The sequence below is a fragment of the Marinobacter sp. M5B genome (assembly GCF_042604615.1).
GTDB classification, from domain to species: domain Bacteria; phylum Pseudomonadota; class Gammaproteobacteria; order Pseudomonadales; family Oleiphilaceae; genus Marinobacter; species Marinobacter salarius.
On the sequence record NZ_CP156894.1, the window covers coordinates 3,945,952 to 3,972,939 of the forward strand.

24 protein-coding genes are annotated in these 26,988 nt (G+C 58.3%); 6 read left to right on the plus strand and 18 right to left on the minus strand.

Features of this window, described 5'->3' with window-relative positions:
* Positions 1-2: 2 nt before the first annotated feature.
* Positions 3-869 carry a phosphoribulokinase gene (locus AAGD24_RS17935; protein WP_075194216.1) on the minus strand — a complete coding sequence of 289 codons (867 nt, stop codon included), beginning with the start codon at positions 867-869 and terminating at the stop codon, positions 3-5.
* A 19-nt stretch (positions 870-888) separates the two neighbouring features.
* Entirely contained in the window at positions 889-4,638 is a 3,750-nt protein-coding gene (locus AAGD24_RS17940) for a DUF1631 family protein (protein ID WP_379865801.1), read from the minus strand.
* A gap of 168 nt (positions 4,639-4,806) precedes the next feature.
* Here AAGD24_RS17940 and AAGD24_RS17945 point away from each other — a divergent pair, with 168 nt between their 5' ends.
* A complete protein-coding gene (locus tag AAGD24_RS17945; protein WP_379865803.1) occupies positions 4,807-5,877 on the plus strand; it encodes an aminopeptidase in 1,071 nt (356 codons plus the stop codon).
* Here AAGD24_RS17945 and argA read toward each other — a convergent pair.
* The 7 genes from argA to coaBC all read right to left on the minus strand — a co-directional run bounded on the left by argA (position 5,848) and on the right by coaBC (position 15,177).
* The gene (gene argA, locus AAGD24_RS17950) at positions 5,848-7,158 is read right to left on the minus strand and encodes an amino-acid N-acetyltransferase (RefSeq protein ID WP_036210878.1); all 1,311 of its coding nucleotides are present in this window, start codon (positions 7,156-7,158) and stop codon (positions 5,848-5,850) included. The genes AAGD24_RS17945 and argA overlap by 30 nt on opposite strands.
* Before the next feature lie 180 nt (positions 7,159-7,338).
* The gene (gene argE / locus AAGD24_RS17955) at positions 7,339-8,499 is read right to left on the minus strand and encodes an acetylornithine deacetylase (protein WP_036210875.1); all 1,161 of its coding nucleotides are present in this window, start codon (positions 8,497-8,499) and stop codon (positions 7,339-7,341) included.
* Positions 8,500-8,525: 26 nt separating this feature from the next.
* Complete coding sequence (locus AAGD24_RS17960; RefSeq protein WP_228210050.1) at positions 8,526-9,764, minus strand: acetylornithine deacetylase; 1,239 nt, start codon at positions 9,762-9,764, stop codon at positions 8,526-8,528.
* Between the two features lie 67 nt (positions 9,765-9,831).
* Positions 9,832-10,728: an acetylglutamate kinase gene (gene argB, locus AAGD24_RS17965; RefSeq protein WP_007153745.1), complete on the minus strand. Its 897-nt coding sequence runs from the start codon at positions 10,726-10,728 to the stop codon at positions 9,832-9,834.
* A gap of 48 nt (positions 10,729-10,776) precedes the next feature.
* Positions 10,777-13,404 carry a phosphomannomutase/phosphoglucomutase gene (locus AAGD24_RS17970; protein WP_305936488.1) on the minus strand — a complete coding sequence of 876 codons (2,628 nt, stop codon included), beginning with the start codon at positions 13,402-13,404 and terminating at the stop codon, positions 10,777-10,779.
* 84 nt (positions 13,405-13,488) lie between these two features.
* The gene (dut, locus tag AAGD24_RS17975) at positions 13,489-13,950 is read right to left on the minus strand and encodes a dUTP diphosphatase (RefSeq protein WP_007153743.1); all 462 of its coding nucleotides are present in this window, start codon (positions 13,948-13,950) and stop codon (positions 13,489-13,491) included.
* A gap of 12 nt (positions 13,951-13,962) precedes the next feature.
* Positions 13,963-15,177, minus strand: a complete 1,215-nt coding sequence (gene coaBC / locus AAGD24_RS17980; protein WP_379865805.1) for a bifunctional phosphopantothenoylcysteine decarboxylase/phosphopantothenate--cysteine ligase CoaBC — start codon at positions 15,175-15,177, stop codon at positions 13,963-13,965.
* Between the two features lie 165 nt (positions 15,178-15,342).
* Between coaBC and radC the strand changes: the two genes are divergently transcribed.
* The 3 genes from radC (at position 15,343) to rpmG (ending at position 16,636) form a co-directional block, all read left to right on the plus strand.
* Entirely contained in the window at positions 15,343-16,017 is a 675-nt protein-coding gene (gene radC, locus AAGD24_RS17985; RefSeq protein ID WP_127401915.1) for a DNA repair protein RadC, read from the plus strand.
* Between the two features lie 215 nt (positions 16,018-16,232).
* Complete coding sequence (gene rpmB, locus AAGD24_RS17990) at positions 16,233-16,469, plus strand: 50S ribosomal protein L28 (protein WP_027829915.1); 237 nt, start codon at positions 16,233-16,235, stop codon at positions 16,467-16,469.
* Positions 16,470-16,480: 11 nt separating this feature from the next.
* Positions 16,481-16,636, plus strand: a complete 156-nt coding sequence (rpmG, locus tag AAGD24_RS17995) for a 50S ribosomal protein L33 (protein ID WP_008173465.1) — start codon at positions 16,481-16,483, stop codon at positions 16,634-16,636.
* Positions 16,637-16,689: 53 nt separating this feature from the next.
* Here the strand turns inward: rpmG and AAGD24_RS18000 are convergent, their stop codons facing one another.
* The 3 genes from AAGD24_RS18000 to AAGD24_RS18010 all read right to left on the minus strand — a co-directional run bounded on the left by AAGD24_RS18000 (position 16,690) and on the right by AAGD24_RS18010 (position 19,007).
* Complete coding sequence (locus AAGD24_RS18000; RefSeq protein ID WP_036210862.1) at positions 16,690-17,550, minus strand: endonuclease/exonuclease/phosphatase family protein; 861 nt, start codon at positions 17,548-17,550, stop codon at positions 16,690-16,692.
* Between the two features lie 59 nt (positions 17,551-17,609).
* A complete protein-coding gene (locus AAGD24_RS18005; protein ID WP_036210859.1) occupies positions 17,610-18,248 on the minus strand; it encodes a thiol:disulfide interchange protein DsbA/DsbL in 639 nt (212 codons plus the stop codon).
* 150 nt (positions 18,249-18,398) lie between these two features.
* A complete protein-coding gene (locus AAGD24_RS18010) occupies positions 18,399-19,007 on the minus strand; it encodes a cytochrome c (RefSeq protein WP_036210856.1) in 609 nt (202 codons plus the stop codon).
* Positions 19,008-19,181: 174 nt separating this feature from the next.
* Here AAGD24_RS18010 and yihA point away from each other — a divergent pair, with 174 nt between their 5' ends.
* Entirely contained in the window at positions 19,182-19,808 is a 627-nt protein-coding gene (gene yihA, locus AAGD24_RS18015) for a ribosome biogenesis GTP-binding protein YihA/YsxC (protein WP_036210853.1), read from the plus strand.
* Here the strand turns inward: yihA and AAGD24_RS18020 are convergent, their stop codons facing one another.
* From AAGD24_RS18020 to AAGD24_RS18045, 6 genes are all read right to left on the minus strand, one after another.
* A complete protein-coding gene (locus AAGD24_RS18020) occupies positions 19,809-20,807 on the minus strand; it encodes a substrate-binding domain-containing protein (RefSeq protein WP_036210850.1) in 999 nt (332 codons plus the stop codon).
* A gap of 21 nt (positions 20,808-20,828) precedes the next feature.
* Positions 20,829-21,356: a gluconokinase gene (locus AAGD24_RS18025; protein ID WP_226909980.1), complete on the minus strand. Its 528-nt coding sequence runs from the start codon at positions 21,354-21,356 to the stop codon at positions 20,829-20,831.
* 1 nt (position 21,357) lies between these two features.
* Positions 21,358-22,677: a TRAP transporter large permease subunit gene (locus AAGD24_RS18030; RefSeq protein WP_227544075.1), complete on the minus strand. Its 1,320-nt coding sequence runs from the start codon at positions 22,675-22,677 to the stop codon at positions 21,358-21,360.
* Positions 22,674-23,258, minus strand: coding sequence for a TRAP transporter small permease subunit (locus AAGD24_RS18035; protein WP_075194211.1), 585 nt, complete (start codon positions 23,256-23,258; stop codon positions 22,674-22,676). Before AAGD24_RS18035 ends, AAGD24_RS18030 begins: the two co-directional genes overlap by 4 nt.
* Positions 23,259-23,318: 60 nt before the next feature.
* On the minus strand, positions 23,319-24,329 hold the full coding sequence (locus AAGD24_RS18040) for a TRAP transporter substrate-binding protein (RefSeq protein ID WP_075194210.1): 1,011 nt from the start codon (positions 24,327-24,329) through the stop codon (positions 23,319-23,321).
* Between the two features lie 273 nt (positions 24,330-24,602).
* Positions 24,603-25,301, minus strand: a complete 699-nt coding sequence (locus AAGD24_RS18045) for a TetR/AcrR family transcriptional regulator (protein WP_075194209.1) — start codon at positions 25,299-25,301, stop codon at positions 24,603-24,605.
* Between the two features lie 228 nt (positions 25,302-25,529).
* Between AAGD24_RS18045 and AAGD24_RS18050 the strand changes: the two genes are divergently transcribed.
* On the plus strand, positions 25,530-26,975 hold the full coding sequence (locus AAGD24_RS18050; RefSeq protein ID WP_379865810.1) for a coniferyl aldehyde dehydrogenase: 1,446 nt from the start codon (positions 25,530-25,532) through the stop codon (positions 26,973-26,975).
* Positions 26,976-26,988: the final 13 nt, after the last annotated feature.

The window sequence follows — 26,988 nt, forward strand, 5'->3', positions numbered from 1 at the left end:
CTTCAGGCAAAGGGCTTATGGGCGATCAGTTCCTGCACCAGCGGGCGCATGGTCAGATCCATGGCCAGCGATAGCTTGGTTCCCGGGATGACCAGCGTGTCGTACCGGGACAGGCTGCTGCCGCCAATCATTTGCAACAGATAGGGGAAATCCACCTCCGATGGGTCTCGGAACCGGATGACGATCAGGCTCTCGTCTTCTGTCGGCACATCGCGGACCACAAAAGGATTGGAGGTATCCACCAGCGGAATGCGTTGGAAGTTCACATGGGTGTGCGCAAACTGAGGGACAATATCGTGCACGTAATCGTCCATACGGTTGACGATGGTCTGAACGACGGCGTCCTGTGAGTACCCTCGCTTGTTGGTGTCGCGGTGAATTTTCTGGATCCATTCCAGGTTGACGATCGGTACCACTCCCACCAACAGATCCACGTACTGGGCAATGTTGTAGGCATCGCTGACCACGCCCCCATGCAGCCCCTCGTAGAACAGAAGATCGGTTTCCGCCGCCAGCGGTCCCCAGGGGGTGAAGGTACCCGGTTTGTGGCCGGCCTCGATCAACCGCCGGTCTTCGTCATGCACATACTGGCGGAACTGGCCGTTGCCGGTGTGCCCATAGTCATAGAACAGGGCTTCCAGCTTGTCGACATGGTTCGCCGCCAGGGCAAAATGATTGCGTTCACCGAACTGTCCCTTCGCCGCGAGGCGGGCCATCTGCTCACGGTTGTAGCGGTGGAAGCTGTCACCACTGACCATGGCGGCCCGCAGCCCTTCGCTGGCAAACAGGCGGCTGAATATCTCACCCGTAGTGGTGGTTCCAGCGCCGGAGGAGCCGGTAACCGCGATGATCGGATGGCGTTTAGACATAAGCAGGAGGTCCGGAAAGTCAGTCCAGGCTGGTCAGCAGCCGCGGCTTTTCGATGGTGAAACCCTGAGCGTAATCCACACCCAGACTGGTCAGCATATCGAGAACCGCGCGGGTTTCAACCCGTGAAGCAATCACTTCCCGTTTCATGTAGTGCGCCATATCCACCATGGACTTCACCATGGCCTGATCGGTTTCACTGGTGTCCAGTTGGCTGGTGAAGGCGCTGTCCAGCTTGATCATGTCCACCGGCAGGCTGCGCATGAACTGGAACGACGTTGGCCCACTGCCAAAATCCCCCAGGCAGAAACGGCATCCCAGCTCCTTCATTTCCTCAATGAATTCTGAAATGCCCTGAATGTCGTTGATCGCGGAGGCCTCGGTTATTTCGAACCACAGTCGTTCAATGGGTGCGTCCTTCTGGCTCAGCTTGTCGTAAATAAACTCCATCAACTGCTGATCATTCAACGAGTGGCCAGAAAGGTTGATGCAAATCCCCCCCATGTGCTTCGGATCCGGTGCGTGGTCGCGCAGCCAGTCCAGCATATGCCCCACCACCCAGCGGTCCACCGCCTGCATGCGATCATAACGCTCCGCCATGCGGACAAAATCCTTGCCGGTGATAAGGTTGCCGTCATCACCATACATACTGATGAGAACCTCATACTGCGCTGCCATGGACGTACGCGCGTGCAGCGGGATGATCTTCTGGCAACGCAGCAACATACGCTCCTCGTTGAGATCCCCAAGGTTGGCCACCTTCGCTGCAATCTGCTCCTGACGGGCATGGTCATGCGCATCCAGGGTGTATTCCATCACCTTGCCATGGCCGCGTTTCTTGGCCGACTTCATGGCTTCCTCCGCCGCCTTCAGCCAACGTTCGGCATTTGCCAGCGCCGGCAACTCAGGTGCCAGGCCAACACTGGCAGAGAGATGGTAACTGCCACTGTCGAAAACAAATTCCATGGCTTCTATGGCTGAGACTATCCCACGAGACGCGTCCAGGGCGTTTTCCGCCGGCAACATAAACGCGAACTCGTTCCCCGAGAACCGGGCCAGCGGCATGCCATCACCAACATGGCTGCGAAGCACATCAGCCACCCTGCGCAATGCTTCATCACCGGCCTGATAGCCGGCCGTATCGTTGAGCAGACGGAACTGCCGCAGGTCCAGCAACACAAGAGCCCGCTGGTCCTCGCGCCTGGCCAGTTGCTGATCCAACATACGTTCAAATTCGCGGCGCCCCAGCAAGCCGGTCAGCTCGTCATGGGTGGACGCCCACGACAACTGGTCATAGACCTTACGCACCATCCGGTCGATGCTCTCATCCACCAGGGGCCGGTCGTACTGGTTGTCCGGAACGATAATGCCTTTGCGCATGTGTTGGGCCAAAGCCTCCAGCGCCAGCTCGACCACGCGCATACCCTGATGATTGACGAATACAAATCGACTGAAGCCTCGGGCTACCCATACCAGGCGGATATACTGGGGCTCATCCGGTTTTTCCTGATCCCGCAACCAGTCGCCGGTACGCAGTTGCTGTGCCCGGTTGATCCACCGCTGCAGGCTGCGCTGATCACGCTCGGACATTGCCTGACGCTTGTCGTCCTCGCTTTTCGACGGTGGAATCTCCACCATCTCGGGCGGGTTTTCAGGGCTGCGCACCAGAAACTGCTTGAGCTCGTCGCGTATCTGGGAGGACGGCATGTGGTTGCTGGAAATGGACGCCAGTCCATCCTGGATCACCCGCAGCAGCTCGGGCAGATTGATATTGCTTTGCGGATCCTCCGCGAAGGTCATCAGCGAATCGATCACCGAGAGGTAATCCTGCCACAGAGGGCTGTCCTCTCCCTGGCGTATCCAGGTCAGCGACAGCAGGTCTCGCCAGCCGCCATCCAGCAGACTGACCACGGCTTTCGGCACTTTTTTCCCGGCCAGTTTAAGCTCCAGCACCCGGGCAACCGCCTTCTTGGATTCAGAAACCTTCTGGGCGCCCTCCGCTGCTGCCGTTACCCTTTCCACGTTGCGGCGGTAGACCAGGTTCTGGCGATCAATCAGCGAGTCCAACTCCTGCACCGCGTTCTCGAACACGCTGGTATCCTGTTCAAAATCGGTGGCTATCCGCTGGATCAGCTCATCAATACGCCGCTGAACAACCGGATTGATGCGGCCGCCTTTCACACCCAACTGGGCCAGGCGATTCATCACACCGCGCACCGGGCTTTCCTGGTCGTCGAAGAATTCCGGGTCGCGCATCACCACTTTCAGCACTGGCACTTCCAGCTGGCGCATCCGCGACTGGGCGTATTCACTGAGTTTCGGGCTTTCCACCACACTGTTGAAGAAGCGGTCCACCACGTCCAGCGTGCCCTGTTGCTCTTCGCCCAGGGCATGTTCACCGCTTTCCTTCACTCTTTCCACGACACGTTCGCGGAGGGAGGGCTGGTCCGGAGCCACCGTCGCAGCCTGTACCTGGAGCTCCTGCAATTGCTTCTGTAACTCTCCGGCAGACAGCTCCCTCGCACCGGGGGAAAAATCAGCAGGAGCAACGTCGCCCCTTGCCAGGCGGCTGGCAGACAGGGTACCGAGGAGGTTTTTTACCGTGGCAAAAGCGTTCTGGGCGGCGCTGGCATAGCCCCGAAACTCGGTCACCGACTTACGGGATGACTGTTGGCTGTTCTTTTCCGCCGGGGCCTGCTGTACCGCCGCTCCAGAGTCGTCCGGTTGCCGTGCTTCCGCCGGCGGAGCTGGTTTTTTCTCGCTCTGTTCGGATGTCTTTGGCGCCTGCTCACTGAGATACTTGCTGAGATCCAGGTCCGGCAGCACACCATGGCGGATCAGGATGCTGTTCAACTCCCGGTACAGCGGCCCAAGGTGCATCAGCACCGATTTTTCGAAGACACGCAGGCAGACTTTTTCTACCTCGCGATCCGCCTTGAGCTGGCTCAAGCCAACATGGAAAGACTCACAGATCAGCGAAGGCCCTAACGGATTATGATGCCCCGTGGAATTGGCGATGCCCAGTTTATCGAGCCGCAACTTCAGCTGAAGCAATTCACCCCGATATTGGGTATCCGCCTTCGTGACCATCACCCGAATCGTCAGCCAGTCTTCGAACTCGCCCTTGTCGACAACCGACAATTCAGACCCTGGAAACCCCTTCGGAGCAGGCTTTAGTGGCGATTCCAGGCTACGCGCCATCTGATGCCAGATGACCCGCTGACGGGCCTGAAGCTGGCCAGAGGCATCCATGTACTCATTCGCCTGCTGGTCATTGCCAGCCTTCTGGGCAGCATCCCGCAAGGCGGTTGTCATCTGCACAAGGCAGGCATCCATCAACGGCTCAATATACTGAATCACCGCCTTCGCGGATTGATGCAGAACAAACTGGACCTTGTCACTGGGTGCCCGTAGTGACGCACGGTCCTGATGACGGTTGGCACCACATTGCTCCAGCATGGCGCTGACGGCTTCCGGGTTGGAGCGGGTAAAACTCACGCCCATGGCGCCCTCTATCCGCCGCCTGATATTTACATGAAGCTCATGGCGCTTACGGCCATCAGGGCTGCGAAAGCGTACCACCAGTTCCTCGGCACCCCGCGAGAGCACCTGATCCAGTTTTCTGGACGTTTCCCCGGAATAACGTACAAACAGGCCTTCCGCGCAAAAGTCGGCGATCTGGCACGGTAGATTGTCACCACTGCCAACATCCAGCTGAGCAGCGAGTTTAATCGGTTGGCGGGGACTAGAACGACGTTCTTTCGGATCCATGAACTACCTGATATCTGGTAAAGCCGAGTGACCCGATAGGGTAAACTGTTTCTGTCACCGGCCGGTATCCCTGAAAGGCAGCGGTAGCTACCTGCTACTTGGGGGAACATGGCTGTAATATAGCGTCTGGCAGCTATGCCAGCCAGCCACAAAATAACAGCCTGGACTATGAAACAGCTTAGTCAGATCTACTTCGTTATGCTACTGATAACGACACTTTCAGGGTGTACGACTTTAGGTTATTACAGCCAGGCGGTCAGTGGCCACCTGTCACTGATGATGTCCACGCAATCCGTGTCCGGACTGATCGACGCACCATCAACACCGCCGGCGTTGAAGCAGAAACTCCTGGTGGCGAACGAAGCCCGTCAGTTTGCCGCGCATCGTCTGGCACTGCCGGTGGGAGACGCCTTTGCAGAGTACGCTGAGCTCGGGCGGTCCTGGGTGGTTGTCAATCTGGTGGCCGTTCCGGAGTTTTCCCTTCAGGCCCATCGGTGGTGCTATCCAGTGGTTGGCTGCCAGGCCTACCGGGGCTACTACGAGCTGGAGAACGCCCGGAACGAGCGGCAATTATTCATGGCGGACAACTACGACACGTTCATTGGTGGTGTCACCGCCTATTCAACCCTGGGCTGGTTCGACGACCCTCTACACACCGGCTTCACGTCCTTGCCAGACAACCGCATGGTAGCGCTGATGTTCCATGAACTGGCGCATCGCGTGGTCTATATAAGCGACGATACGGCCTTTAATGAGAGCTTCGCAACTGCCGTGGAGTTGGAGGGCCTCCGGCTGTGGCTGGAGACAGAGGGCGATGGTTCGGGGTTCCAGAGGGCGCTGGCGCGTCTACGTCAACGCAACCAGACCCTCGCCCTGGTCGAGGACGTATCACGGCAGCTTGAAGCACTCTACGCCCGACAGGGCACCCTGCCCAAGACGGAACTCCGACATCAGAAAGCGCAGCTGTTCCAGGCCCTCCAGGACGATTACCTGGCCCTGTCAGCAACCTGGGAGCAGCCAGGACCGTTTGGAGAAAATCCGACCGGACTGAACAACGCCAACCTCGCCCTGTTCAGCCAGTACAACCAGCATGTGCCCGCCTTCCGACAGTTACTCCGGGACCATGCTGGCGACTTCAGCGACTTCTATAAAGCGGTGGAGACCCTGGCAGATCAGTCCCAAGACATTCGACAGCGCCGGCTATCCGATCTAGGACAACGCTTTCACGAAGACCTTTGAGTTACGCTGGGTGTTGTAGGACGCCAGCTTCGGCCCCGGCAATTCACGCACCGTGGAAGGTTGGAACCCCCGTTCCCGGAACCAGTGTTCGGTCTGGGTGGTCAGCACGAACAACCGTTGGATGCCCTGGCCCCGGGCCAGCTTTTCAACCATCGCCAGGATGTCATCACCGCGACCGGCACGGCGATAGGCCTGGTCCACGGCGAAACATGAAAGCTCGCCCGCACCTTCATCGGGGTAATGGTAAAGCGCAGCGCATCCCACAATCGTGCCGTCCCGCTCAGCCACCACGAACCGACTGATTTCGGTTTCCAGCATTTCCCGGGAACGGCGCACCAGAATGCCCTGCTCTTCCAGCGGCTGGATCAAGCCGAGAATACCGCCAATGTCCTCCACCCGGGCCTGGCGGATCTGCTCGTAGTTGTCACCACTGACCAGCGTGCCCGCACCGTCACGGGTAAACAGCTCTTCCAGCAACGCGCCATCATCGACGTAACTGATAATATGAGCCCGACGCACACCTTTCACGCAGGCGTCACAGGCTGCCCGCAGCAGATCGCCATCATGCCCCTGCACCATACCTGCCGCCAGACGATCAGATGCCTGACGAGCGGACAGTTCACGGATCAGTCCGGCATTTTCATCCAGCAACCCCTGATTCTCGGCAAACATGATGAGCTTCTCAGCCTGTAGCGCAGCGGCCACCTGGCTACCCACATCTTCATAAGACAGGTTAAAGGCATCTCCGGTCGGCGAATACCCAAGCGGCGGCAGCAGTACGATATGACCCAACTCCAGCAATTTCTCGATTCCGGCCACGTCTACCCGACGAACCTGCCCGGTATAGCCAAAATCGATGCCGTCCAGAACGCCTACCGGCCTCGCGGTGACATAGTTGCCGCTGCTTACCCTGATTCGTGCGTTATGCATGGGTGAGTTCACCAGTCCCATGGACAACTGGCTTTCCAGATACGCCCGCAGCCCACCAATGGCTTCCAGCACCGGCGTCAATTGTTGTTCCGGCGTTACCCGCAAGCCTCGGTGGAAAGTGGATTCTTCGTTTGCCGCGTCCAGACGCGACTGAATCTGGGGCCTTGCACCGAAGGCCACCACGAGCCGGATACCCAAACTGCTTAGCAAAGCAATGTCATGAATGATGTTGATCAGGTTGTCATGGGCAATCGCATCCCCCCCAATCGTCAACACCACAGTGCGACCACGGTGTGCATTAATATAGGGCGATGAGTGGCGGAATCCATGCAACCATTCGTTCGATTTCAAACTCTTCTCCTGCGAGTTTTCAGCTTATGGAGCGTTCCGGGTATTGGCGGGAGACTCTCCCAAAACACGCCCGTGAATACGTCCCTGTAGGGCTCGGTCGCGCCATCCCTGGCGCTCCACGGTTTTGGGAGAGTCTCCCGCCAATACCCTCGTTATACCTCTGAGCTACCTTCCAAACGATCAAAGGCAGAACCTTGTGATCAATCCTTTGAGGATTTTTACCGCCGGGTCCAACTGCGACAACTCCAGGAATTCATCGGGTTGGTGTGCCTGATCGATGTAGCCGGGGCCCATAACCAGGGTTTCCATACCCAATTTCTGCAACCACGGTGCTTCCGTGGCAAAGGCTACCGCTTCCGCAGTATGGCCTGTCAGTTTCTCACAGGCGCGGACCAGTTCGGCTTCGGCCGGGGTTTCAAATGGCGGCACACCATCGAACAACGGCTCAAATGTCAGCGACAACTCACGGCTTTTGGCGACCGGCTGCAGGGTGTCGAGTATCTCCTGGCGCAGTGCCTTCATGTCCATGCCGGGCAAGGGGCGCAGATCAAAATGCAACTCGCAGCGGGCGCAAATGCGATTAGGATTATCACCGCCGTGGATGCAACCCAGGTTCATGGTGGGTAACTGAACCTTGAAATTGGGGTTGCTGTATTTCGCCTGCCACCCCGACCGCAGCGCGAGCAGTTCACCCAGCGCTTCGTGCATGCCTTCCATCGCGTTGCGGCCAAGGGACGGGTCAGAGGAATGGCCGGACTGGCCCTCGAACACGAGGCGCTCCATCATGATGCCCTTGTGCATGCGCACAGGCTTCAAGCCGGTAGGCTCACCGATGACCGCATAGCGGGCCTTGGGACGACCGGCCTCGGCCAGCGCCCGGGCACCATCCATGGAGCTTTCCTCGTCGGCGGTGGCGAGAATGATCAGTGGCTGCTTCAGGTCCTGGTCCACAAAGGCTTTGGCCGCTTCAATGGCCAGCGGGAAAAAGCCTTTCATGTCGCAGGTGCCAAGGCCATACCAGCGGTCGTCCCGTTCGGTCAGGGTAAACGGGTCGCTTTGCCAGCGCTTGTCGTCAAACGGGACGGTATCGGTATGGCCCGAGAGCACCAGACCGCCAGGGCCGCTGCCCAGTGTCGCGATCAGGTTGTACTTTCCGGGCAATCCGGGCACTTCCAGTATCTCGACCTTGAACCCCATGGGCTCCAGCCATTCGGCCAGGGTACGCACCACCGGTTCGTTGCTGTGATCCCACTCGGCAGACGCACTGCTGATCGACGGCTGTGAAATCAGCCTGGTGAGCATCTCGCGAATGCCAGGCAGGTGTTGGATGGATCCGGACATAGAACACTCTCCGCCCCGGTGTGGGGCTAGCGGGCCTGGCCTTGGCGCCAGACCTCAAACGTTGCAATCAGTCTGATGGCGATCGGATACGCCACTTCCCCGCCATCAATCAGCCGTGCGACTTCCAGTCGTTCGTCACCCACGCTGACCAGGCGGCCTTCCACAACATTACCATTGTCCAGCGTAACTCTCACCGTGCGCCCGACCCAGGTTTCAGCATTCTCCGTGTCGGCCAGGTTCCAGCCATCGACGACCGGGGCACCCTCTCCCGGCACTACCGGTTCAAGCACTTCCTGAGGCACATCCGGCACCGCGGGCTCGACGCGCTCAAGATAGACATCGGGCACCACCGAACGGTTGTAGTGGACGGCCAGGCTGGCGTCTGCGGATTCATCGCTGCGAACAGGCACGCCCCATACCGGTGCCGAAGGATTCAATTCCAGGGTCAGTTCTCCGCCTTCTGTCAGCCACTGTCGGTAGAGGGCCAGCAACTGGTCACTGGCGCCAAAGCCACGAGCCGCCAGCGAGTCGCGAAACGCTGCCATGACGATACCGGCCCATTCCCCGGTTTCCACACCCGATTCCCTGGCACAGTAGGCCGCAACACGACGCATCAGGCCACCATCCCGCAATGTCACAGTAACCGGCGACTGCGTGGATTCCGGCAGGGCCGGCAATGACAGGGGATTCAGGCGAGCGCCGGGCCAGTCCAATTCCACGCTGCCGGCGTTGGCGGTCGTCAGCTCCGCGTAGAGACCATCGCCACTCTGAATGACCATAGCCTCCCCGGACACACCATCGACACCAAGACGCATCAGATCACCGCTACCCAACTGCTGGCGATGATCAGGACCGCAGACCGGTGAGAACAACGCCGGGGTTGCGTCGCCTGCTGCCGTCACCCAGTTACGGAACATGTTGGTGTCGAGACCCAGGCTCAGGTTCTCCGCCACCAATGACCAATGCGGGGGCAGGTCCGCAGGGTCCAGGAGCGCACGCACGAGGGCGACCGGAGAGCCTGCATTGAACATCAACCGGTCGAACACCACCGGGCGGGTAAGCCGGAAATCCTGGTAGCTGCCATCACCCAGCACCAGTCGGCCGACGAGGTCCGAGCGAATATTACCCCGATCAATAACGCCCAGTTCCTCAATCGCCTGCTGGGCATCGGCCAGCCGCTGGTCAGCCAGCCACCAGACCGCCCCTTTGAACGACAGGTAGCCTATCAGGGCCAGGATAACCAGAAAGGTCAGCAGGCGCTTCATGATGTGGTCCTCTTGGGGCGTGACGCCAGGATGTTACCTCGCATTGCGAGGCAACAGGCGGCATTGGTCAGTTACGGGAGATCAGGGTGCCGACACCTTCATCCGTGAAGATTTCCAGCAGCGTTGCATGGGCTACGCGGCCATCAATGATGTGGGAGGTTCGAACACCATTCTCCACAGCGCTCAGGGCGCAGCGGATCTTGGGCAGCATACCGCCGTGGATGGTGCCATCGTCTATCAGCTCGTTGACCTGTTTTGCGGTCAATCCGGTCAGCACTTTGTCTTCCTTGCTCTTGAGGCCGGACACATTGGTTAGCAGGATCAGCTTTTCTGCCTTCATGGCTTCCGCCACCTTGCCCGCTACCAGATCGGCGTTGATGTTGTAGGACGCACCATCGGGACCAACACCAATCGGAGCGATCACCGGAATAACATTGCTACGGGTGAGCATGTCGATCACTTCCACGTTCACGCTGGCAACTTCGCCCACGTGACCGATATCAATGATTTCCGGACGCTGCAGCTCCGCGGAACGGTTCATGACTTCCAGCTTGCGGGCGCGGATCAGATTGGCGTCCTTTCCGGTCAGGCCAACTGCTGTACCGCCATGGGAGTTGATCAGCGAGACAATCTGCTTGTTAACCTGGCCGCCCAGCACCATTTCCACCACGTCCATGGTCTGGCTATCGGTAACGCGCATACCGTTCACAAAATTGGATTTGATGTTGAGGCGCTCGAGCAATTCACCGATCTGGGGGCCGCCACCGTGGACCACAATGGGGTTGATACCCACCAGCTTCATCAGAACGACATCACGGGCGAAGCTGCTTTTCAGCTCCTCATTTTCCATGGCGTTGCCGCCGTATTTGATCACTACCGTTTTTCCGGTAAACCGCTGGATATAGGGCAGCCCCTTACTCAGTACGGCCGCCACCTGCATTGCTGTTTCACGATCCAGAGCCATTCATCTTGCCTTGTTAGTCAGAAAAGTCGGTTCATTATTTCAGAGCTGTCAGAAATCCGCGACAAGGTCCGGAGCCGCCTTTTGAAGCTGCTCACGGAACACCGCCTTGATACGCTCGAGCGCCTCTTCGGTTTCAGCCTCGAAGCGGAGTACCAACACCGGTGTGGTGTTGGAAGCACGGCACAGGCCCCAGCCATCGGTAAATTCAACGCGGATACCGTCAATGGTGCTGATGTTTCCGTCACCGAAGTCCCCTTCGCGGCCCAGCTTTTCCATCAATGGGAACTTGGTCTCGTCGGAGACCTCCACGTTCAGCTCCGGGGTGCTGATATCTTCGGGGAAATCCTCAAAGACCTCATCGCAGTGCCGGTCTTCGATGCCAAGGATTTCCAGCAATCTGGCAGCGGAGTACAAGCCGTCATCAAAGCCCATCCAGCGTTCGCCGAAGAAGATATGCCCGCTCATTTCACCCGCCAGCAAGGCACCGGATTCCTTCATCTTGGCCTTCATCAACGAGTGACCGGTTTTCCACATGATTGGCCGGCCACCAGCCTCGGAGATCACACCCGCAAGGCGACGGCTGCACTTTACGTCGTACAGAACATCGGCACCGGGGTTGCGCGACACCACATCCCGGGCAAAAAGCATCAGCAGGCGGTCCGGCCAGATGATCTTCCCGGTGTTGGTCACAACGCCCAGGCGATCGCCGTCGCCATCGAAAGCCAGGCCGATATCGGCGCCTTCGGCCTTCACGCGCTCGATAAGGTCCGCCAGATTTTCCGGCTTGCCAGGATCGGGGTGATGATTGGGGAAATTACCATCCACCTCACAGTAGAGCGGTATCACTTCGCAGCCCAACTCTTCGATCAGTAGCGGTGCAAGCTCTCCGGCGATGCCATTTCCAGCATCCAGCACCACCTTCAAGGGCGCCGCAACCGCAATGTCACCCACGATACGATCCAGATAAGCGCGGCGCACGTCCTCTGAAGACTGGGCACCATGGCCACTGGCAAAGTCACCCGTACGGATTCGCTGCAGCAGTTTCTGGATTGCCTCGCCGGACAGGGTTTCGCCACCCAGCATGATCTTCAGACCGTTATAGTTGGCCGGGTTGTGGCTGCCGGTCACCATAACACCGGAACCGTTATCCAGCTCGTGGGTCGCAAAGTAGAGTACCGGGGTGGGCACGGCCCCCACATGGATGACGTTGCATCCAGTGGCCATGACGCCCCGCGCCAGCGCATCGGCCAGGTCGGGGCTGGAATGCCGGCCATCGTACCCGATGCACAGACTGTCCACTCCCCGCTCAATAGCCTCACTGCCGATGGCACGGCCGATGACGGTGACAATATCCGCCGTCAGGGTATCGCCAACAATGCCACGAATGTCGTAGGCCCGGAATATGGTGTCTGAGACCTCGGCCTCAGGCAGGCTGACCTCTTCGACGTCTGGCGTATCGTCAAGGCCATCGGACCCGCCGAAGCCCAGCACATCGTCATCGCCATCAAGCATATCAATGTCCAGTACATCCTTGTCCTGGAACAACGGCTCATCAGCGGTTGATGGGGATGGCTGCCGACTGCCCGGTTTCGGCCGCGCCGATTCACCGGCCTTGGCAACCCGTTTTTCCACCATCTGGGCGAGCCGGTGCAGCACTTCAGCCGTCGACGCCACCATGTCCCACTTCAACGTCGGTGGCTTCACCCGCTCACCACCAAAGACCTTATGGGCCCACTGGATAACGGCCGTTACGTCCTGTCGCAGCCCTTTCTGGGCATTGCCGAGCAAGACCCAGACAATGATTGCGGCGACCAGGGCCGGAACCAGCGCAAACACAATAGCCATCGTGCCACTGAAAAGCGGCGCGGGGGCAGTGGCAGGTTTGTATCGGAGCTTCCAGTCAGGGTTGATAAGATCCCGCTCGTACGTCGGGCCATTGCCACTACCGCGGCTGACGATGTTGCGGGTTGAACCATTTACCGACTGTACCAGGGAAAACTCTCCGCCCAATGCCGAGTTAACACCGGTCATCAGGGGTTGCAGCCGTGCAGCATCAAACACCACCAGGACACTGCCAGTGACGGCTCGACTCTGGGGGTTGCGAACCGGGGTCGACATCTGCAGATACCACTGGCCGTTGCGCGGAAACGCATCCGGGAAAAGCCTTTGCCCCGTCTCGGCGCGACGAGCAAGGTCCAGGCCGGAAAAACCCAGTGTGGGTTCGGAGGAGGTACGGGGGATGTCTCCGTAGGGGAAAAGGTAGACGGCCTCAATATCCGGCAACACCTTGGCAAGATTTGCTGCGGCGGCACTCAGAGAAGCCTCCCCTCTCAGGGCGGCGCGCACATAATCCTGATCGGCGACACCCTCAACCGTGGACTGCAGCAAGGCAAGCTGCTGATTGACGCGCACGGCCACGGCGTCTGCCTCCAGGGCAGCCTGACTGTCGTAACGACGGGACTCTGCCGGAACCGCCAACAGAAAATACAGCAATGCTGCCGAAGCCACGCCGGCAAGCACCACCACGACAGCCTGGGAAACGGCAACGGACGTCAGCCGTTTATGCCGTGGGCCGGTGGCTGATTTTTTCTCCTTGCTCTGTTTTTTTGTCTGCTTCCCGTCCGGTTTGGCATCGGGTGCAGCGTCCTCAGAGTTCTTCTTTTTACCAAGCTTCATAGTCCATCCTGCAGGTGTTATTCGCCCGAATTCTTCAATTATCAGGGAAGTATAGACCCTGAGCAGCGATCTGCGCCTGACGCCTCATCGCGTTCCCGTGGAACCAAAGCCGCCGTCACCTCGCACGCTGGCGTCAAAGGAAGACACCACTTCGAAGTCTGCCTGTACCACTGGCACCAGCACCAGCTGCGCAATACGCTCACCCACATCGATGGTGAACTCGCTTTGCCCCCGATTCCAGCAGGAAACCATTAACTCGCCCTGATAGTCGGAATCGATCAGGCCCACCAGATTGCCCAACACAATGCCATGTTTGTGGCCGAGACCGCTGCGGGGAAGAATCATTGCGGCCAACGAAGTATCCGCGATGTGAATCGAGAGCCCGGTCTTTATCAGTTCGGTCTGCCCCGGCTTCAGTGTGAGCGGTGCGTCCAGACAGGCGCGCAGGTCCAACCCTGCAGAGCCATCCGTCGCATACTCGGGAAAAGGGACTGAACGACCGATCCGGTCATCCAGAATGCGTACCTGAAAGGTTTTGCGGGTCATTGAGTTTCCTTGTTACAGAGCGCCGGCTGCGCCAGCCTTTGATTTGAGGTGTTCGCCAATCAGTGCCATCAGTCGCTGAGCGATGGCCACCTTGGTGTCAGGCCCGATCGCCTCCTGGCCCTGGGCCCAGAAAGCAATCACTGCGTTACTGTCACTGTTGAAACCCAGCCCTGGCGTAGACACGTCGTTGGCCACAATCATATTCAGCTTTTTGCGTGTCAGTTTGTCGAGGGCATAATGCTCTACGTCCCGGGTTTCTGCCGCAAAACCCACGGTAAAGGGCGCATCGGCACGCGCAGCTATGGCAGCAAGGGTATCGGGATTACGCACCAGCGACAGACTCATGCCTTCATCCGTTTTCTTGATCTTGTCGCCGGCACAGCTGTCGGGGCGATAATCCGCCACCGCCGCCGTCGCAATAAACAGGTCGCAGCCTTCATCCACAGCGCCACTGGCACACTCCAGCATGTCCTGCGCGGTTGTCACACCGCGAACCTCAACGCCCGCCGGCGCTTCGATGGACACCGGGCCACTGACAAGGACGACGTCCGCACCGGCCATTTTTGCGGCTGAGGCCAACGCATACCCCATTTTGCCAGAGCTGTAATTGCTGATATAGCGCACCGGGTCAATCGGCTCCCGCGTAGGGCCCGCGGTTATAACCACACGCCGGCCCGCCAGCGGGCCTTTGGTGGCACCGGAAATCAGGTCAAGCAACACAGTGGGCTCCAGCATTCGGCCCGGCCCGACATCACCGCAGGCCTGCGCGCCCTGGTCGGGCCCCAGGAGGGTCACCTGGGCATCCGCCGCCAGCAGCTCAATGTTTCTCTGGGTTCGGCGATTACCCCACATGGCTTGATTCATCGCCGGAGCCACTGCAATGGGGGCCTCTGTGGCACAACAAAGCGTGGTCAGCAGATCGTCAGCCATGCCCTGGGCCAGGCGGGCTATGAAATCCGCGGAGGCGGGCGCAATCACTACCTGATCGGCCCATTTTGCCAGTTCGATATGCCCCATTCCGGACTCTGCTTCCGGATCCAGCAAAGAGGTTCTGACCGGCTCACCGCTAAGCGCCTGAAACGTCAGTGGTGTCACGAAGGCCTCGGCACCACGGGTCATCACAACCCGTACCTCGTGACCGGATTTTTTTAGCAGGCGAACCAGTTCTGCGCTCTTGTAGGCAGCGATGCCACCGGTCACGCCCAGCAGAATTCGTTTAGCGGCCATCAACGGCTCCGTATTCATCACGAAATGAAAGGCTTATAAGATAGCATGCCAGAGCGCTGCCGGCAGCCTCACAGCCATGCTAGAATTCCAGCCGTCCACCGGGCGACCCCCACCCCGGTATTTAAGGCGCAGGATGCGCGCAATAACGGTAGAAAGGACTCCACCATGTCACATTCAGACTGGCCCACCGACGAACGCCCGAGGGAACGCCTGCTGGCCCACGGCGCCAACAGCCTGTCGGACGCGGAACTGCTGGCCATTTTTTTGCGAACCGGCACTGCCGGCATGCCCGTGATGGCGCTCGCCCGCCATCTCACCGAAGCCTTCGGTGGCCTGCGAGGATTGATGACCGCTTCGCGCAGGCAATTCTGCGACGTCAAAGGGCTCGGTACTGCAAAGTACGCCCAGGTCCAGGCGGCTATGGAAATGGCCCGACGGGTCATGGACGAGCCACTTCGCCAGGGGGACCCATTGCGCTCGCCGGAGGATACCCGTCGTTTCCTGTGCAGCCGCCTTGGCACCTACCCCCACGAGGTTTTCTCAGGCCTGTTCCTGGATAACCGGCATCGGGTGATCCGCTATCAGGAGTTGTTCCGGGGGACCATTGACGGCGCAGCTGTCTACCCGAGGGAGGTGGTCCGGCAAGCCCTGGAGTTTAACGCAGCGGCGGTTATATTCGCCCATAACCACCCGTCAGGGGTCGCAGAGCCCAGCCAGTCGGACATTTCACTGACCCGGAGATTGAAAGAGGCACTGGGATTGGTGGATATCAGGGTTCTTGACCATATGGTTGTCGGCCATGGTGAGGTAATATCACTTGCAGAACGGGGACTGATGTAAAGAGGCTGATGTAAATCTGTTGGCGCTTCATCGGAAAACTGGCCAAATTCCCAACAAATTTTTGCGTTGGGGAAGCAGTTCTGGTATAAAAGCGTCCCTTTCTGGCGGCGTCTGGCGAGCAGCGTGCATTTTTTGAGGCGCAGGTAGCAACCAGAGACCCGATTAAACGATTTAAATACGCATTTTCAGGACCAAAGCTCAGGTCGGAGGCAAGTATGTCCAGAGTCTGTCAGGTTACCGGTAAGCGACCGGTCACCGGTAACAACGTTTCTCACGCGATGAACCACTCACGTCGTCGTTTTCTGCCCAACCTGCAGAACCATCGCTTCTGGGTTGAATCAGAGAAGCGCTTCGTAAAGCTGCGCGTATCCACCAAGGGTATGCGTGTTATCGACAAAAAAGGCATTGACGCTGTGCTGGCCGATCTTCGTGCCCGCGGCGAGAAATTTTAAGGAGCCGCATCATGCGCGAGAAAATCAAGCTGGTTTCATCAGCAGGTACTGGTCACTTCTACACGACCAAGAAGAACAAGCGTAACACCCCGGAAAAAATCGAGATCAAAAAGTACGATCCGGTTGTCCGCAAGCATGTTGCGTACAAGGAAGCGAAGATCAAGTAAGATTTTCGTTACCCAAGAAACCCGGCCATGGCCGGGTTTTTTTGTGCCTGGCCTTAAAATGTTTCCAGATACCCTTTGGGCAACTTGATGTCCATGGCGATCGGCAAATGATCCGACACCGGATAGCTGACCACCTCTGACCGTCGTATCTCCAGGCTTGGGCTGACCAGTATGTGATCCAGCGCCCTCTCCGGTCGCCAACTCGGAAAACTGTGGGCCGTCTCGGGCAGCGGGACCAGGTTCGAATGCTTCAGCGGCGTATTGCTCAACAACTGCTCTGCGTGGTTATTCAGGTCCCCCATGAGAACCACATGCTGATACTCGGAAATCAATTCCTGAATATACGCCAGTTGCCGCTGCTGAGCCGCCTTGCTGAGCGAGAGGTGCATCATCACCAACACCAGGGGGTCTTCCTCTGCCCCGTAACGGGCGATAATGGCACCCCGCCCCGGAATCAGTCCGGGCAACCGGTGCTCCTTCACATCCAGCGGACGATAACGACTCAGCAGGCCATTGCTGTGCTGAGCCAGCTGCCCAAGGTTCCGATTGAGCTGCTGGTACCAGTAAGGAATGCCTGAAGCCTCGGCCAGATACTGAACCTGATTGATGTAACCACTGCGCAGACTGCCACCATCACACTCCTGCAGGGCGACCACATCGTAGTTACTCAGCAGGGTGGCGATACGGTCCAGGTTCTGGATGCGGTTGCGGTGAGGCAGAAAGTGCTGCCAACTCCGGGTGAAGTAGTGGCGGTAGGAGGAGGTGTTGATGCCGACCTGGATATTGAAGGTCAGCAGCCGGATGTGACGATGCGCCTCAAACTCGGGAACGTGCTCATCGCCAGAACAAGCCCCGCGCGGGCCGTTCGTCGACCTGAGGATACCATTCAGCTGCTTGCGAATACGGTTGTACATGATGGCAGCTCAGACTCCTGACAAGGCCCGGTCACGGCCAGCGGACCGGGCCCATGCGTTTACTCGGCCTGACCAGCACGCTCCTGCTCAATCAGGTAATCGACAACCTCCAATGCCGCTTCATGGCTACCCGCCATGGAAGCCGTAACCCTGTACTTGCCATTCACAAGCATAGTCGGTGTGCCGGTAACACGCGCACCCCGAATCTTGGCCTGAGCCTGCTGCATTTTGGCATTAACACCAAAGCTGTTGTAATTCTTGAGGAATTCTTCGCCGTCGACACCGTGCCCGGCCACGAAATCAGCAAGAGCTTCACCCGAATTCAGCGGGCGGCGTTCTCCCGCAAGCGCATCGAACAGGGCGTCATGAACCTTGTCCAGTTCTCCCATGGCTTCCAGCGCGTAAAAGGCCTTGGCATGGGGTTCCCAGGAGCGGCCGAGGGCCGCAGGAATTTTCACGTAGTTGACGTCTTCAGGCAGATCCTCCGCCCAGCTTTCGACCAGCGGCTTGAAGGTGTAGCAGTGGGGGCAGCCATACCAGAAGACCTCAGCCACCTCGATACCACTCTCACTGGCGGTTCTCACCGGGGTGTCCAGCACCTGATAGTGCGTCCCTTCTTCCCAGTTGGCGGCGCTGGCCTGCGCAATAAACGACATGGCCAGGATGGATAGTGCGGCGTTCCGGATTAATCGGATCATTCATGGTCTCCGGTTATCTGATTGGATGATGTGAAAGGATTATGACCCAGCAGGCACGAAAAGTTCCACCGGGCATGGATTAAACAGCAGCAACTCATAAAAAACCCCGCATCAGCGGGGTTTTTTTTCAGTCGTAGCGCGTGTCAGAGGTTACTGAAGACCGGACACGTAGCTCGAAACGGCCTTGATCTCAGAGTCGGTCAACTTGGCGGCGACATCCATCATGATGGATGCGTTCTGGCCAGCATCACGCTCACCGTCTCGATATGCCTTGAGCTGCTTTTCGACGTACTCGGCGCTCTGACCACTGAGCCTGGGGTAACCGGCAGGCCCATTCCCCATGCCTCGAGGATTGTGGCATCCGGCACACGCCGGCACGCCAGAAGCCATGTTGCCACCGCGGTAAAGCATCTGCCCCTCTTCAACCAGATCGGGGTTGGCCTGGGCCACGGTAATGTCCTGACTGTCGAAATAGGCCGCAAGATCCTGCAGATCCTGGTCAGACATGTCGCTCAAAAGGCCCGTCATTTCGGCAATTTCACGCTTGCCTTCCTTGATCGCAACCAATTGCTGGTACAGATACTCTTCGCCAATGCCCGCCAATTTCGGGTAAACCGCCATGACCGGCTTGGCACCACCCTGGCCATGACATCCGGCACACACCGCTGCATTTGCTTCGCCTGCTTCAGGATCTCCCGCCCCGTGAGCCATCGCTGTGAGGCCAACACCGAGAACAACTCCTGCGATCAGTTTTTTCATGCTCGCTCCGCTTCTCTCATCCAAAAGTATTCTTCGTTATGCAGCCGGCAGGCACTGGCCAAGAAGGCACAAACCGGGGCTGTTCAGCAGCAACGCTCAGCGTACTGCCCGGATTTGGTGTAGCATTATACATTAATCCCTGATAACTGAAATCCAATAGGAATACCAACACCCGTGTCATCAGACCTGACTCAAAAAAGCCTCTCGTTCAACAGCGCCCGGTTCCTGATCAGTGCCTCACGCTTGGAGGAATGCCCTCCGGACCACGGTTCCGAGGTGGCCTTCGCCGGCCGCTCGAACGCGGGCAAATCCAGCGCCATCAATTGCATCACCACCAACGGCAAGCTGGCCCGTACCAGTAAGACCCCCGGGCGCACCCGGCTGATCAATTTCTTCTCACTCAACCGGGAAAACTGCCGGATGGTCGATCTGCCCGGGTACGGTTACGCCAAAGTGTCCCGGGATATGAAAGACGACTGGCAGAAACATCTGGGCCACTACCTGAATGATCGCCGCTGCCTGCGGGGGCTGGTACTGGTCATGGATATACGCCACCCATTAACGGACTTCGACCAAATGATGGTGGAATGGTGCGAACATAACAACCTTCCACTGATGATTCTTGCCACCAAGGCCGACAAGCTGAAATTTGGCCAGGCCAAAACGGCCATGATGGGCATTGCCAAAAAGTTGGAAGAGTTCCAGTGCGTGGAGCACCTGATTATGTTCTCGGCAACGTCAAAACGGGGAGTCGAAGAGTGCCGGGAGGCACTGACCGCCTGGCTGGAAACCGAGGACTAACTAGAGCGTGCCTCCACGCTCTATCCGGTAGCCCAGATCGATACGCGGCTCGGTGATGCCGGCACCGCCCAGGCGGGCCAGCAGCTCCTGGGCCGCCCTCTGGCCCACGGCCTCTCGTGGTGTGATCACACTCGCCAGGGGAGGTACCATCACACGGCCAACGTCGTGACCATGGAAACCGGCGATCGCAATCCGCTCTGGCACCGGAATACCCCGGCGCTGACACTCGAAAAACGCACCAATCGCAACGTCATCGTTGGTGCAGAAGATGCCATCAACGTCCGGATTCTCCTCCAGTATCCGCGCCATCAGGGTGGCACCCACACTAAAAGACGAGCGTTGCTCGCTGCGCAGGGTGACTGGCGTCAGCCCCTGCTCTTCCATTGCCCGGCTGTACCCTTCCTGACGTTGCAGGGTACGGGCATCCAGCCGCACGGCGAGATAGACCACGCGCCTGCGTCCAAGCCGGATCATCTCCCGCACCATGTCATAAGCCGCGCTGACGTTATCAAACCCGACAGCCTGCTCGAACGGGGCCGAATGCGTGTCCATGATTTCCACGGTGGGCACCCCAGCGGTCTGAAGCATCCTCAGCGTGCGGCCCGTGTGCTGGCTCTCGGAAAGAATCACGCCATCCACGTTGTAGGACAGCAGCGATGACAGGCTGCGCTCCTCAATCTCGGGGCTATAGCCGTAGTGAGACAGCATCAGGTGGTAACCGGCGGGCTCGGTAACCGCTTCCACACCCTTGATCACATCCGCAAAGACCTGGTTGGTCAGGGACGGAAGCAACACACCAATGGCGTGGCTGGTGGACTTGGACAACAGGTCCGGCGCGCGATTGGGGATATACCCCAGTGCTTCGGCTTCGGCAAAGATCCGCTCCCGCATGGGCTTGGAGACATTGTCTGCGCCACGAAGGCAACGGCTGACCGTCATCTTGGTAGCACCAACCCGGTCCGCAATGTCCTGCAATGTGGGACGTTTGTTCTTTACCATTTACGGCTCCAGCCAGAACATTCAAAGAGGCCTATCATACCCGAGCCCGACAAGGCAGTGACGGATCACTTGCTCCGGCGTACCGGAGACATCGACGGCCACCGCGTTTTCACCTGGCCCCGGCTCCTCCAGCAAATGGAACTGGCTCTCCAGCATCGCGTGACCATTGAAGTAATGATCGGTTCGGCTGGAGTGGCGCGCCCAGATGGTTTCAAAATCCCCCTTGAGATAAACGAACCGGGTTTCCGGGCTGCCCCCCTGCAAACGCTTGCGGTAGACGCGCTTCAAGGCGGAACAGGCCAGCACCAGGCCACCCTCTTCCCGCCGGATCAACTTGGCGAGGTCATCCAGCCAACCGAGACGATCCTCATCGGTCAGCGGAATACCGGCTGCCATTTTCTCCACGTTGGCACGGCTGTGGTAATCGTCCGCGTCGAAAAACGGAACGCCGAGTTCCTGTGCAAGCCTGGCCCCGGTGAGGCTTTTGCCACACCCGGACACGCCCATCACCACGATTTTTGGTGTCTTTGGTGTCATCCTTTCACTCATGTCACTGCCACCATAGCGCCAATTGAGGGAACACAATCAGCAGACCAAGGGCGACCACCTGAAGCGCGATAAACGGCAGCAGGGCACGGAAGATCTCCCCCAGGGAGATGTCTTTTGGCGTCACGGTCTTGAGATAGAAGGCCGCCGGGCCAAACGGCGGTGACAGGAAGGACACCTGCATGTTCATGCAGAACACCACCCCGAACCAGATCGGGCTATAGCCCAGTTCCGTCACAATCGGCACGAAGATCGGCATGGTGAGCAAGGCAACGCCGACCCAGTCCAGGAACATACCCAGGATGAGCAGGATCAGCATCATGAACAGGATCGTCGTCAGGCCATGGCCACCGCTGACGGCGAAAACCATGTCGCGGACGAAATCGATACCGCCCATGAGGTTGTAGACGCCCACCAGAGCGGTTGCGCCGATACCAATCCAGATAATCATGCCGCACACCCGCAGCGTGCTGATGGTGGCCTTGCGCACCATGGCAAGGGACAGCTCACCACGAATCCAGGTGCTGATGGCAATACCCATCACACCCAGGGCCGAGGCTTCCGTGACCGACGCCACACCGCCATAGATGCTGCCCAGCACCACAACCACGGACAGCAGGGGAAACAGCAGTGCCTTGAAGAAATTCGGCATTGGTGTTTCAGGTGTGTCCTGATCCGAGGGCAGCGGCGCCATCTCCGGCTTCAGCCAAACCCGGATCAACACATACCCCATATAGAGCAGCGCCAGTATCAGTGCGGGCAAGAAAGCCCCTTTGAAGAGGTCGCCGATGGACACGTTGGCGGTCAGCCCGTAGATAATCAGTACGATACTGGGAGGCAGCATGGTGCCGAGTGCCCCACCGGCACAGGTGGTGCCGATGGCGAGTTTGCGGTCGTACCCTAGGCGCAGCATTTGCGGCAGCGCCAGGATGCCCAGCAACACCGTCTCGCCACCGATCACACCGGACATGGAGGCGAGGATCACCGCCACCACCAGCGTCTGGATGGCCACACCACCTCGGAGTTTGCGACCCAGGCGGGCCATGGCATCGAACAGGTCCCGGGCAATGCCGGAATGATCCAGCAGCGAGGCCATCAACACGAACATCGGCACCGCCAGGAACACATAGTTGCCGATAAAGCTGTACAGACGGCTGCTGACAATGGGCAGGGCATCCGGGCCAAACCAACCGAGCGCGAACACAAGAGCGACCAGACCGGTGGCAAACGCCAACTGCATACCGGTCAGGAGCAATACAATCAGCATGACAAGCATCAACAGGCTGCCATAGCCGATACCAAGGGAGGCCAGTTCAAACATCATTTATCTCCCTTGCCACGAAGGTCGCGAATAAGGTGCAACAGGAACTGAAGCGTCATGACCGCCACCGCAATCAGGATGACCACCTTCAGCAGCGCGGGAAACGGCGGGTTCCAGGCAGAGCCGGAGGTTTCCAGTCGCCAGCCACCCCAGGGCGCCCGCACGGCTTCGGTCGCCATCGACCAGCTGGCGAACAGCAGCATGCCGCAGAAGGCAAGTCCCAGCAGATGGTGGACAACCCGCAACCAACGCTGGGCACGGTGAGAGACGGCGTCATAGATCAATACAATACGCACGTGTCGATCGGTAGCCAGGGCATAAAGCCCGCCAATGACAAACAGTGTGGCACCTGCAAAGGTCACGGTTTCGTGCACCCAGAGCGTGGGGGAATCAAATACATAACGGCGGACAATCTCGTAAAACGACACCACGACAATCGCGGCAAAGACCAGGCTCAGCCTCTTGCCAAGCCAGACAATGGCCTTGTCCAGCCAGGTAAACCCGACATCCTCGCCCTTATCAGGCTGGATATCTTCGCGATCAGAACCGGACGCCGGGGCATCTGTGTTGTTTTCAACGGACATAATGAACTCCTCGCTCCGGGGCCTTAGGGCGCCCGGAGGCTGATATCGAGGGAACCTGTTTTAGAGGAGGCCCTGGGACTCCAGGTACTCAGTCACCGACTGGTAGACCTTCTCGGCATTGGGCGACTGTTCTGCGTAGACCTGCCACTGGTCACGGGCAATGGTGCGGAACTTCCGACGCTCTTCGGCGGACCAGTCGTGGATGGTAATGTCCGGGTTGGCCCGGGCTTCGTTGACAGCTTCACGATCGGCCATCGCCAACTGGGTGCTGATATCCTGGGCAAAGTCTCGGGCGGATACCGTCATGATGGCCTGAATGTCCTCTGGCAGCTTGTTCCACTCCTTGAGGTCCATCGCGATTTCAATCAATGGCAGCGAATGGAAACCAGGGTTGACCGGGTGCGGCGCAATCTCGTTCAGACCGGCCTCATGGTTGGTGGAGAACACGGTGTAGTCCGCGGCATCAATCACACCCTTGCTCAACGCCGTGTAGACTTCAGACCCCGGCAGGTTCACGGGGGATGCGCCCGCGGCGGCAAAGACAGACTGCACCAGCCCTTCCGGTGCGCGCATCTTCAGCCCCTTGAGATCCTCGACGCCATCCAGCGGTTTCTTCGACACAAACGACTCCACGCCGGTACCGCCACCGCCGACAAATTTCACGCCATAGGGCTTGTAGAGCTCGTTCATCAACTCATAGCCGCCACCATGGTTGATGTAATCAATGAGCTGGTCCGGGCTGGACCAGGCGCCAACGGTGTTGCCGATCAGGCCGAATGCAGGATCCTTTCCCGAGAAATACCCGGTCACGGAAATATGGCCATCCAACACGCCCATTTTCATGGCGCCGAGGGTTTCGGTGTGGCTGACAACGCTACCCACCGGCAGCAGGTCAATCTCGACACGACCACCGGTCATCGCTTCTACCCGGTCGGCCCACGCCTGCTGGATCTCGAAGTTCTTGACGCCGGAAGGATCTGAAGACTGGAACTTGAAGGTGAAATCGGCGGCAAGGGCATTGCACGCCAGGGTGGCTGACAGAAGGCCAGCTGCGAGTCTTGTCGGGAACATATTGGTATCTCCTGATTGTTTTTGTGCCGGCGCATGTTACCGGTAACATTCACGAGTTTATTGGATTTAAAACGCTCTGACAAGGATGCAATGGAAGGTCGGTTTGGGGTTATGAGGGGAGGGCTGGCATAAAAAGCCGACCTGCCAGAAGACAGGCCGGTGAAACGTCAGGGTTTGCGACGTGCTAAAACCTGAGAACTCACTCAGGAGACACCGAGAATGTCCGAATCCCCGATGTCGTAACTATTGACACGCCAATTGATCAAAAGTTCCTCAATGATTCCAGATGGGTTCGCCCTGCCCTGAAACCGATGCGTCAGCCGCATCCGGCAAACGCGGACGATACTTCTCCCGCAACGTCATCACCTGCTCCCGGTAATCCGCCGTCAGATAGGGAATCTCCAGGGTCAGCACCTGATAGATGCCCTGCTTCAGCTCGGTCAGAGTCAGGCTCGCAGAGGCCTCAGAGGCGTGGGCGGTTTTCAGGAAAGCCATCCAGTTGGTAATGACCAACCATACGTTCAGGGACATCGCGGAACGCAGCTCTTCAGGCTGAGGCTCGATAATTCCCGCCTCCGCCAGCTTCTCGAATATCCGGCTGATCGCCGCCAGACAGCGGTTGGTGAACTCGCGGTAGTCCTGGCGCAGGCGTTGATCACTGTCGAGCAGGTATTCCAGGTCGCGGTGAAAAAACCGATAGCTCCAAAGGCCATCGAACACCGATTCGAGATAAAAGGTCAGGTCATCCAGAGTAATGGGCCGGTTCTCCGGGATATCCAGGTAAAAATCCACCAGCTTTTCATACTCGAGAAAGATCTCGTAAATGATGTCGGACTTGTTACGGAAGTGGTAATACAGGTTGCCCGGCGATATCGCGAGGTGGGCGGCGATATGGTTGGTGGTTACGTTGCGCTCTCCCCTTTCGTTGAACAGATCAAGGCTCGAAAGAAGAATCTTGTCTCGGGTTTTCATAGGCTCAGCAATGCGTGTTGTTGTGTGGGTGCCTGTGCTTTGGCGCTGCGATCCGTGGATGGCCCGATCAGCCATTAGGGCCAGCTTGACTACCTAGAGTATATACTCTAATAATAGCCCCAAGCGCAAACTGAATACTTTTTCACCACCGCATTCCGGAGCTGTCGCAGGCTCCACGAACAATAAGGGCGGCGACCCGGCAGGCCGGGGCCGCGAGGAGAGAGCGATATGGTAGCCACCGTTGTCCAGCTGACTGAAAGCAAGAAGCACATCCAGCACACCCACCGTGTGTTTGAGGACCAGAAGAAGGCGTTTCGCAACAACCCGATGCCGTCGCTGACCGAGCGTCAGGAGAATCTGAAGCGCCTCAAGCGTGTACTGCTGTCCAATCAGGATCGGTTACTGGACGCCATCGACCGGGACTTCAGCTGTCGTTCGAAGGACGAATCGCTGATTGCGGAAGTGATGCCGTCCATTCAGGGCATCAACTACACCCTGAAAAACCTGGAAGGCTGGATGAAGCCCTCCAAGCGGCATGTGTCCGTGTTGTTCCAGCCCGCCAGCAACCGCGTTCACTACCAGCCTAAGGGTGTTGTGGGCGTCATCGTGCCCTGGAACTACCCTCTGTATCTGGCCGTTGGGCCGTTGGTGGCCTCACTGGCTGCGGGTAACCGTACGATGATCAAGATGTCGGAGTTCACGCCGCACACCTCTGCTTTGTTCAAGGAGATTGTCGAATCTGCGTTTCCGGAGGACCTGGTCTGTGTGATTAACGGTGAGGCGGATGTCGCCGCAGACTTTTCCAGCCGGCCCTTCGATCACCTTCTGTTCACCGGCTCCACGTCGGTGGGCAAGCTGGTGATGCGGGCAGCCGCGGAAAATCTCACGCCGGTGACTCTGGAACTGGGCGGCAAGTCGCCTGCCGTCGTATCGCCGGATGTTCCGATGGAAGACGCCGCCCAGCGTATCGCTTTCGGCAAGGCGCTGAATGCGGGCCAGACCTGTGTGGCACCGGATTATGTGTTGTGCCCGGCAGACCGTGTGCAGGCGTTTGTGGATGAGTATCGCCATCAGTTTGCGGCGATGTATCCGAGCCTGCGGGATAACGAGGATTACACGGCGATTATCAATGAGCGCCAGTATGACCGCCTGCAAGGCTATCTTGACGATGCGCGGGAAAAAGGGGCCGAGCTGATTGAGATCAATCCGGCCAATGAGAACCTGAAGGATGGCACCCGCAAGATGCCGATTACGCTGGCGCTGAAGACCACGACGGATATGAAGATCATGCAGGATGAGATTTTCGGGCCGATTCTGCCGATCATCAGCTATGGCAACCTGGATGAGGCGATCCATTACATCAATGACCGTCCTCGCCCGCTGGCGCTGTATTTCTTCGGTTACGACAAGTCGATGCAGGAGCATGTGGTCAACCAGACCCATTCCGGTGGCATGTGCATCAACGATGCACTGATGCACGTTGCCCAGGATGACCTGCCATTTGGTGGTATCGGTGATTCGGGGATGGGGCATTACCACGGCAAGGAAGGTTTCCTGACGTTCTCTCATCAACGGGCCATTTTCAGTAAGCAGAAGTTCAACAGTGGCAAGTTTGTGTATGCGCCGCACGGAACGACGGCTCACAAGATGGTATATAAGTTGTTTATTCGGTGACTTGGGTGCTGGT

Excerpts from the sequence above, each read along its gene's own strand:
- AAGD24_RS17935 (WP_075194216.1), bottom strand. The coding sequence starts at position 869 with ATGTCTAAACGCCATCCGATCATCGCGGTTACCGGCTCCTCCGGCGCT.
- AAGD24_RS17940 (WP_379865801.1), bottom strand. The coding sequence starts at position 4,638 with ATGGATCCGAAAGAACGTCGTTCTAGTCCCCGCCAACCGATTAAACTC.
- AAGD24_RS17945 (WP_379865803.1), top strand. The coding sequence starts at position 4,807 with ATGAAACAGCTTAGTCAGATCTACTTCGTTATGCTACTGATAACGACA.
- argE (WP_036210875.1), bottom strand. The coding sequence starts at position 8,499 with ATGTCCGGATCCATCCAACACCTGCCTGGCATTCGCGAGATGCTCACC.
- AAGD24_RS17960 (WP_228210050.1), bottom strand. The coding sequence starts at position 9,764 with ATGAAGCGCCTGCTGACCTTTCTGGTTATCCTGGCCCTGATAGGCTAC.
- argB (WP_007153745.1), bottom strand. The coding sequence starts at position 10,728 with ATGGCTCTGGATCGTGAAACAGCAATGCAGGTGGCGGCCGTACTGAGT.
- AAGD24_RS17970 (WP_305936488.1), bottom strand. The coding sequence starts at position 13,404 with ATGAAGCTTGGTAAAAAGAAGAACTCTGAGGACGCTGCACCCGATGCC.
- dut (WP_007153743.1), bottom strand. The coding sequence starts at position 13,950 with ATGACCCGCAAAACCTTTCAGGTACGCATTCTGGATGACCGGATCGGT.
- coaBC (WP_379865805.1), bottom strand. The coding sequence starts at position 15,177 with ATGGCCGCTAAACGAATTCTGCTGGGCGTGACCGGTGGCATCGCTGCC.
- radC (WP_127401915.1), top strand. The coding sequence starts at position 15,343 with ATGTCACATTCAGACTGGCCCACCGACGAACGCCCGAGGGAACGCCTG.
- rpmB (WP_027829915.1), top strand. The coding sequence starts at position 16,233 with ATGTCCAGAGTCTGTCAGGTTACCGGTAAGCGACCGGTCACCGGTAAC.
- rpmG (WP_008173465.1), top strand. The coding sequence starts at position 16,481 with ATGCGCGAGAAAATCAAGCTGGTTTCATCAGCAGGTACTGGTCACTTC.
- AAGD24_RS18000 (WP_036210862.1), bottom strand. The coding sequence starts at position 17,550 with ATGTACAACCGTATTCGCAAGCAGCTGAATGGTATCCTCAGGTCGACG.
- AAGD24_RS18005 (WP_036210859.1), bottom strand. The coding sequence starts at position 18,248 with ATGATCCGATTAATCCGGAACGCCGCACTATCCATCCTGGCCATGTCG.
- AAGD24_RS18010 (WP_036210856.1), bottom strand. The coding sequence starts at position 19,007 with ATGAAAAAACTGATCGCAGGAGTTGTTCTCGGTGTTGGCCTCACAGCG.
- AAGD24_RS18020 (WP_036210850.1), bottom strand. The coding sequence starts at position 20,807 with ATGGTAAAGAACAAACGTCCCACATTGCAGGACATTGCGGACCGGGTT.
- AAGD24_RS18025 (WP_226909980.1), bottom strand. The coding sequence starts at position 21,356 with ATGAGTGAAAGGATGACACCAAAGACACCAAAAATCGTGGTGATGGGC.
- AAGD24_RS18030 (WP_227544075.1), bottom strand. The coding sequence starts at position 22,677 with ATGATGTTTGAACTGGCCTCCCTTGGTATCGGCTATGGCAGCCTGTTG.
- AAGD24_RS18035 (WP_075194211.1), bottom strand. The coding sequence starts at position 23,258 with ATGTCCGTTGAAAACAACACAGATGCCCCGGCGTCCGGTTCTGATCGC.
- AAGD24_RS18040 (WP_075194210.1), bottom strand. The coding sequence starts at position 24,329 with ATGTTCCCGACAAGACTCGCAGCTGGCCTTCTGTCAGCCACCCTGGCG.
- AAGD24_RS18045 (WP_075194209.1), bottom strand. The coding sequence starts at position 25,301 with ATGAAAACCCGAGACAAGATTCTTCTTTCGAGCCTTGATCTGTTCAAC.
- AAGD24_RS18050 (WP_379865810.1), top strand. The coding sequence starts at position 25,530 with ATGGTAGCCACCGTTGTCCAGCTGACTGAAAGCAAGAAGCACATCCAG.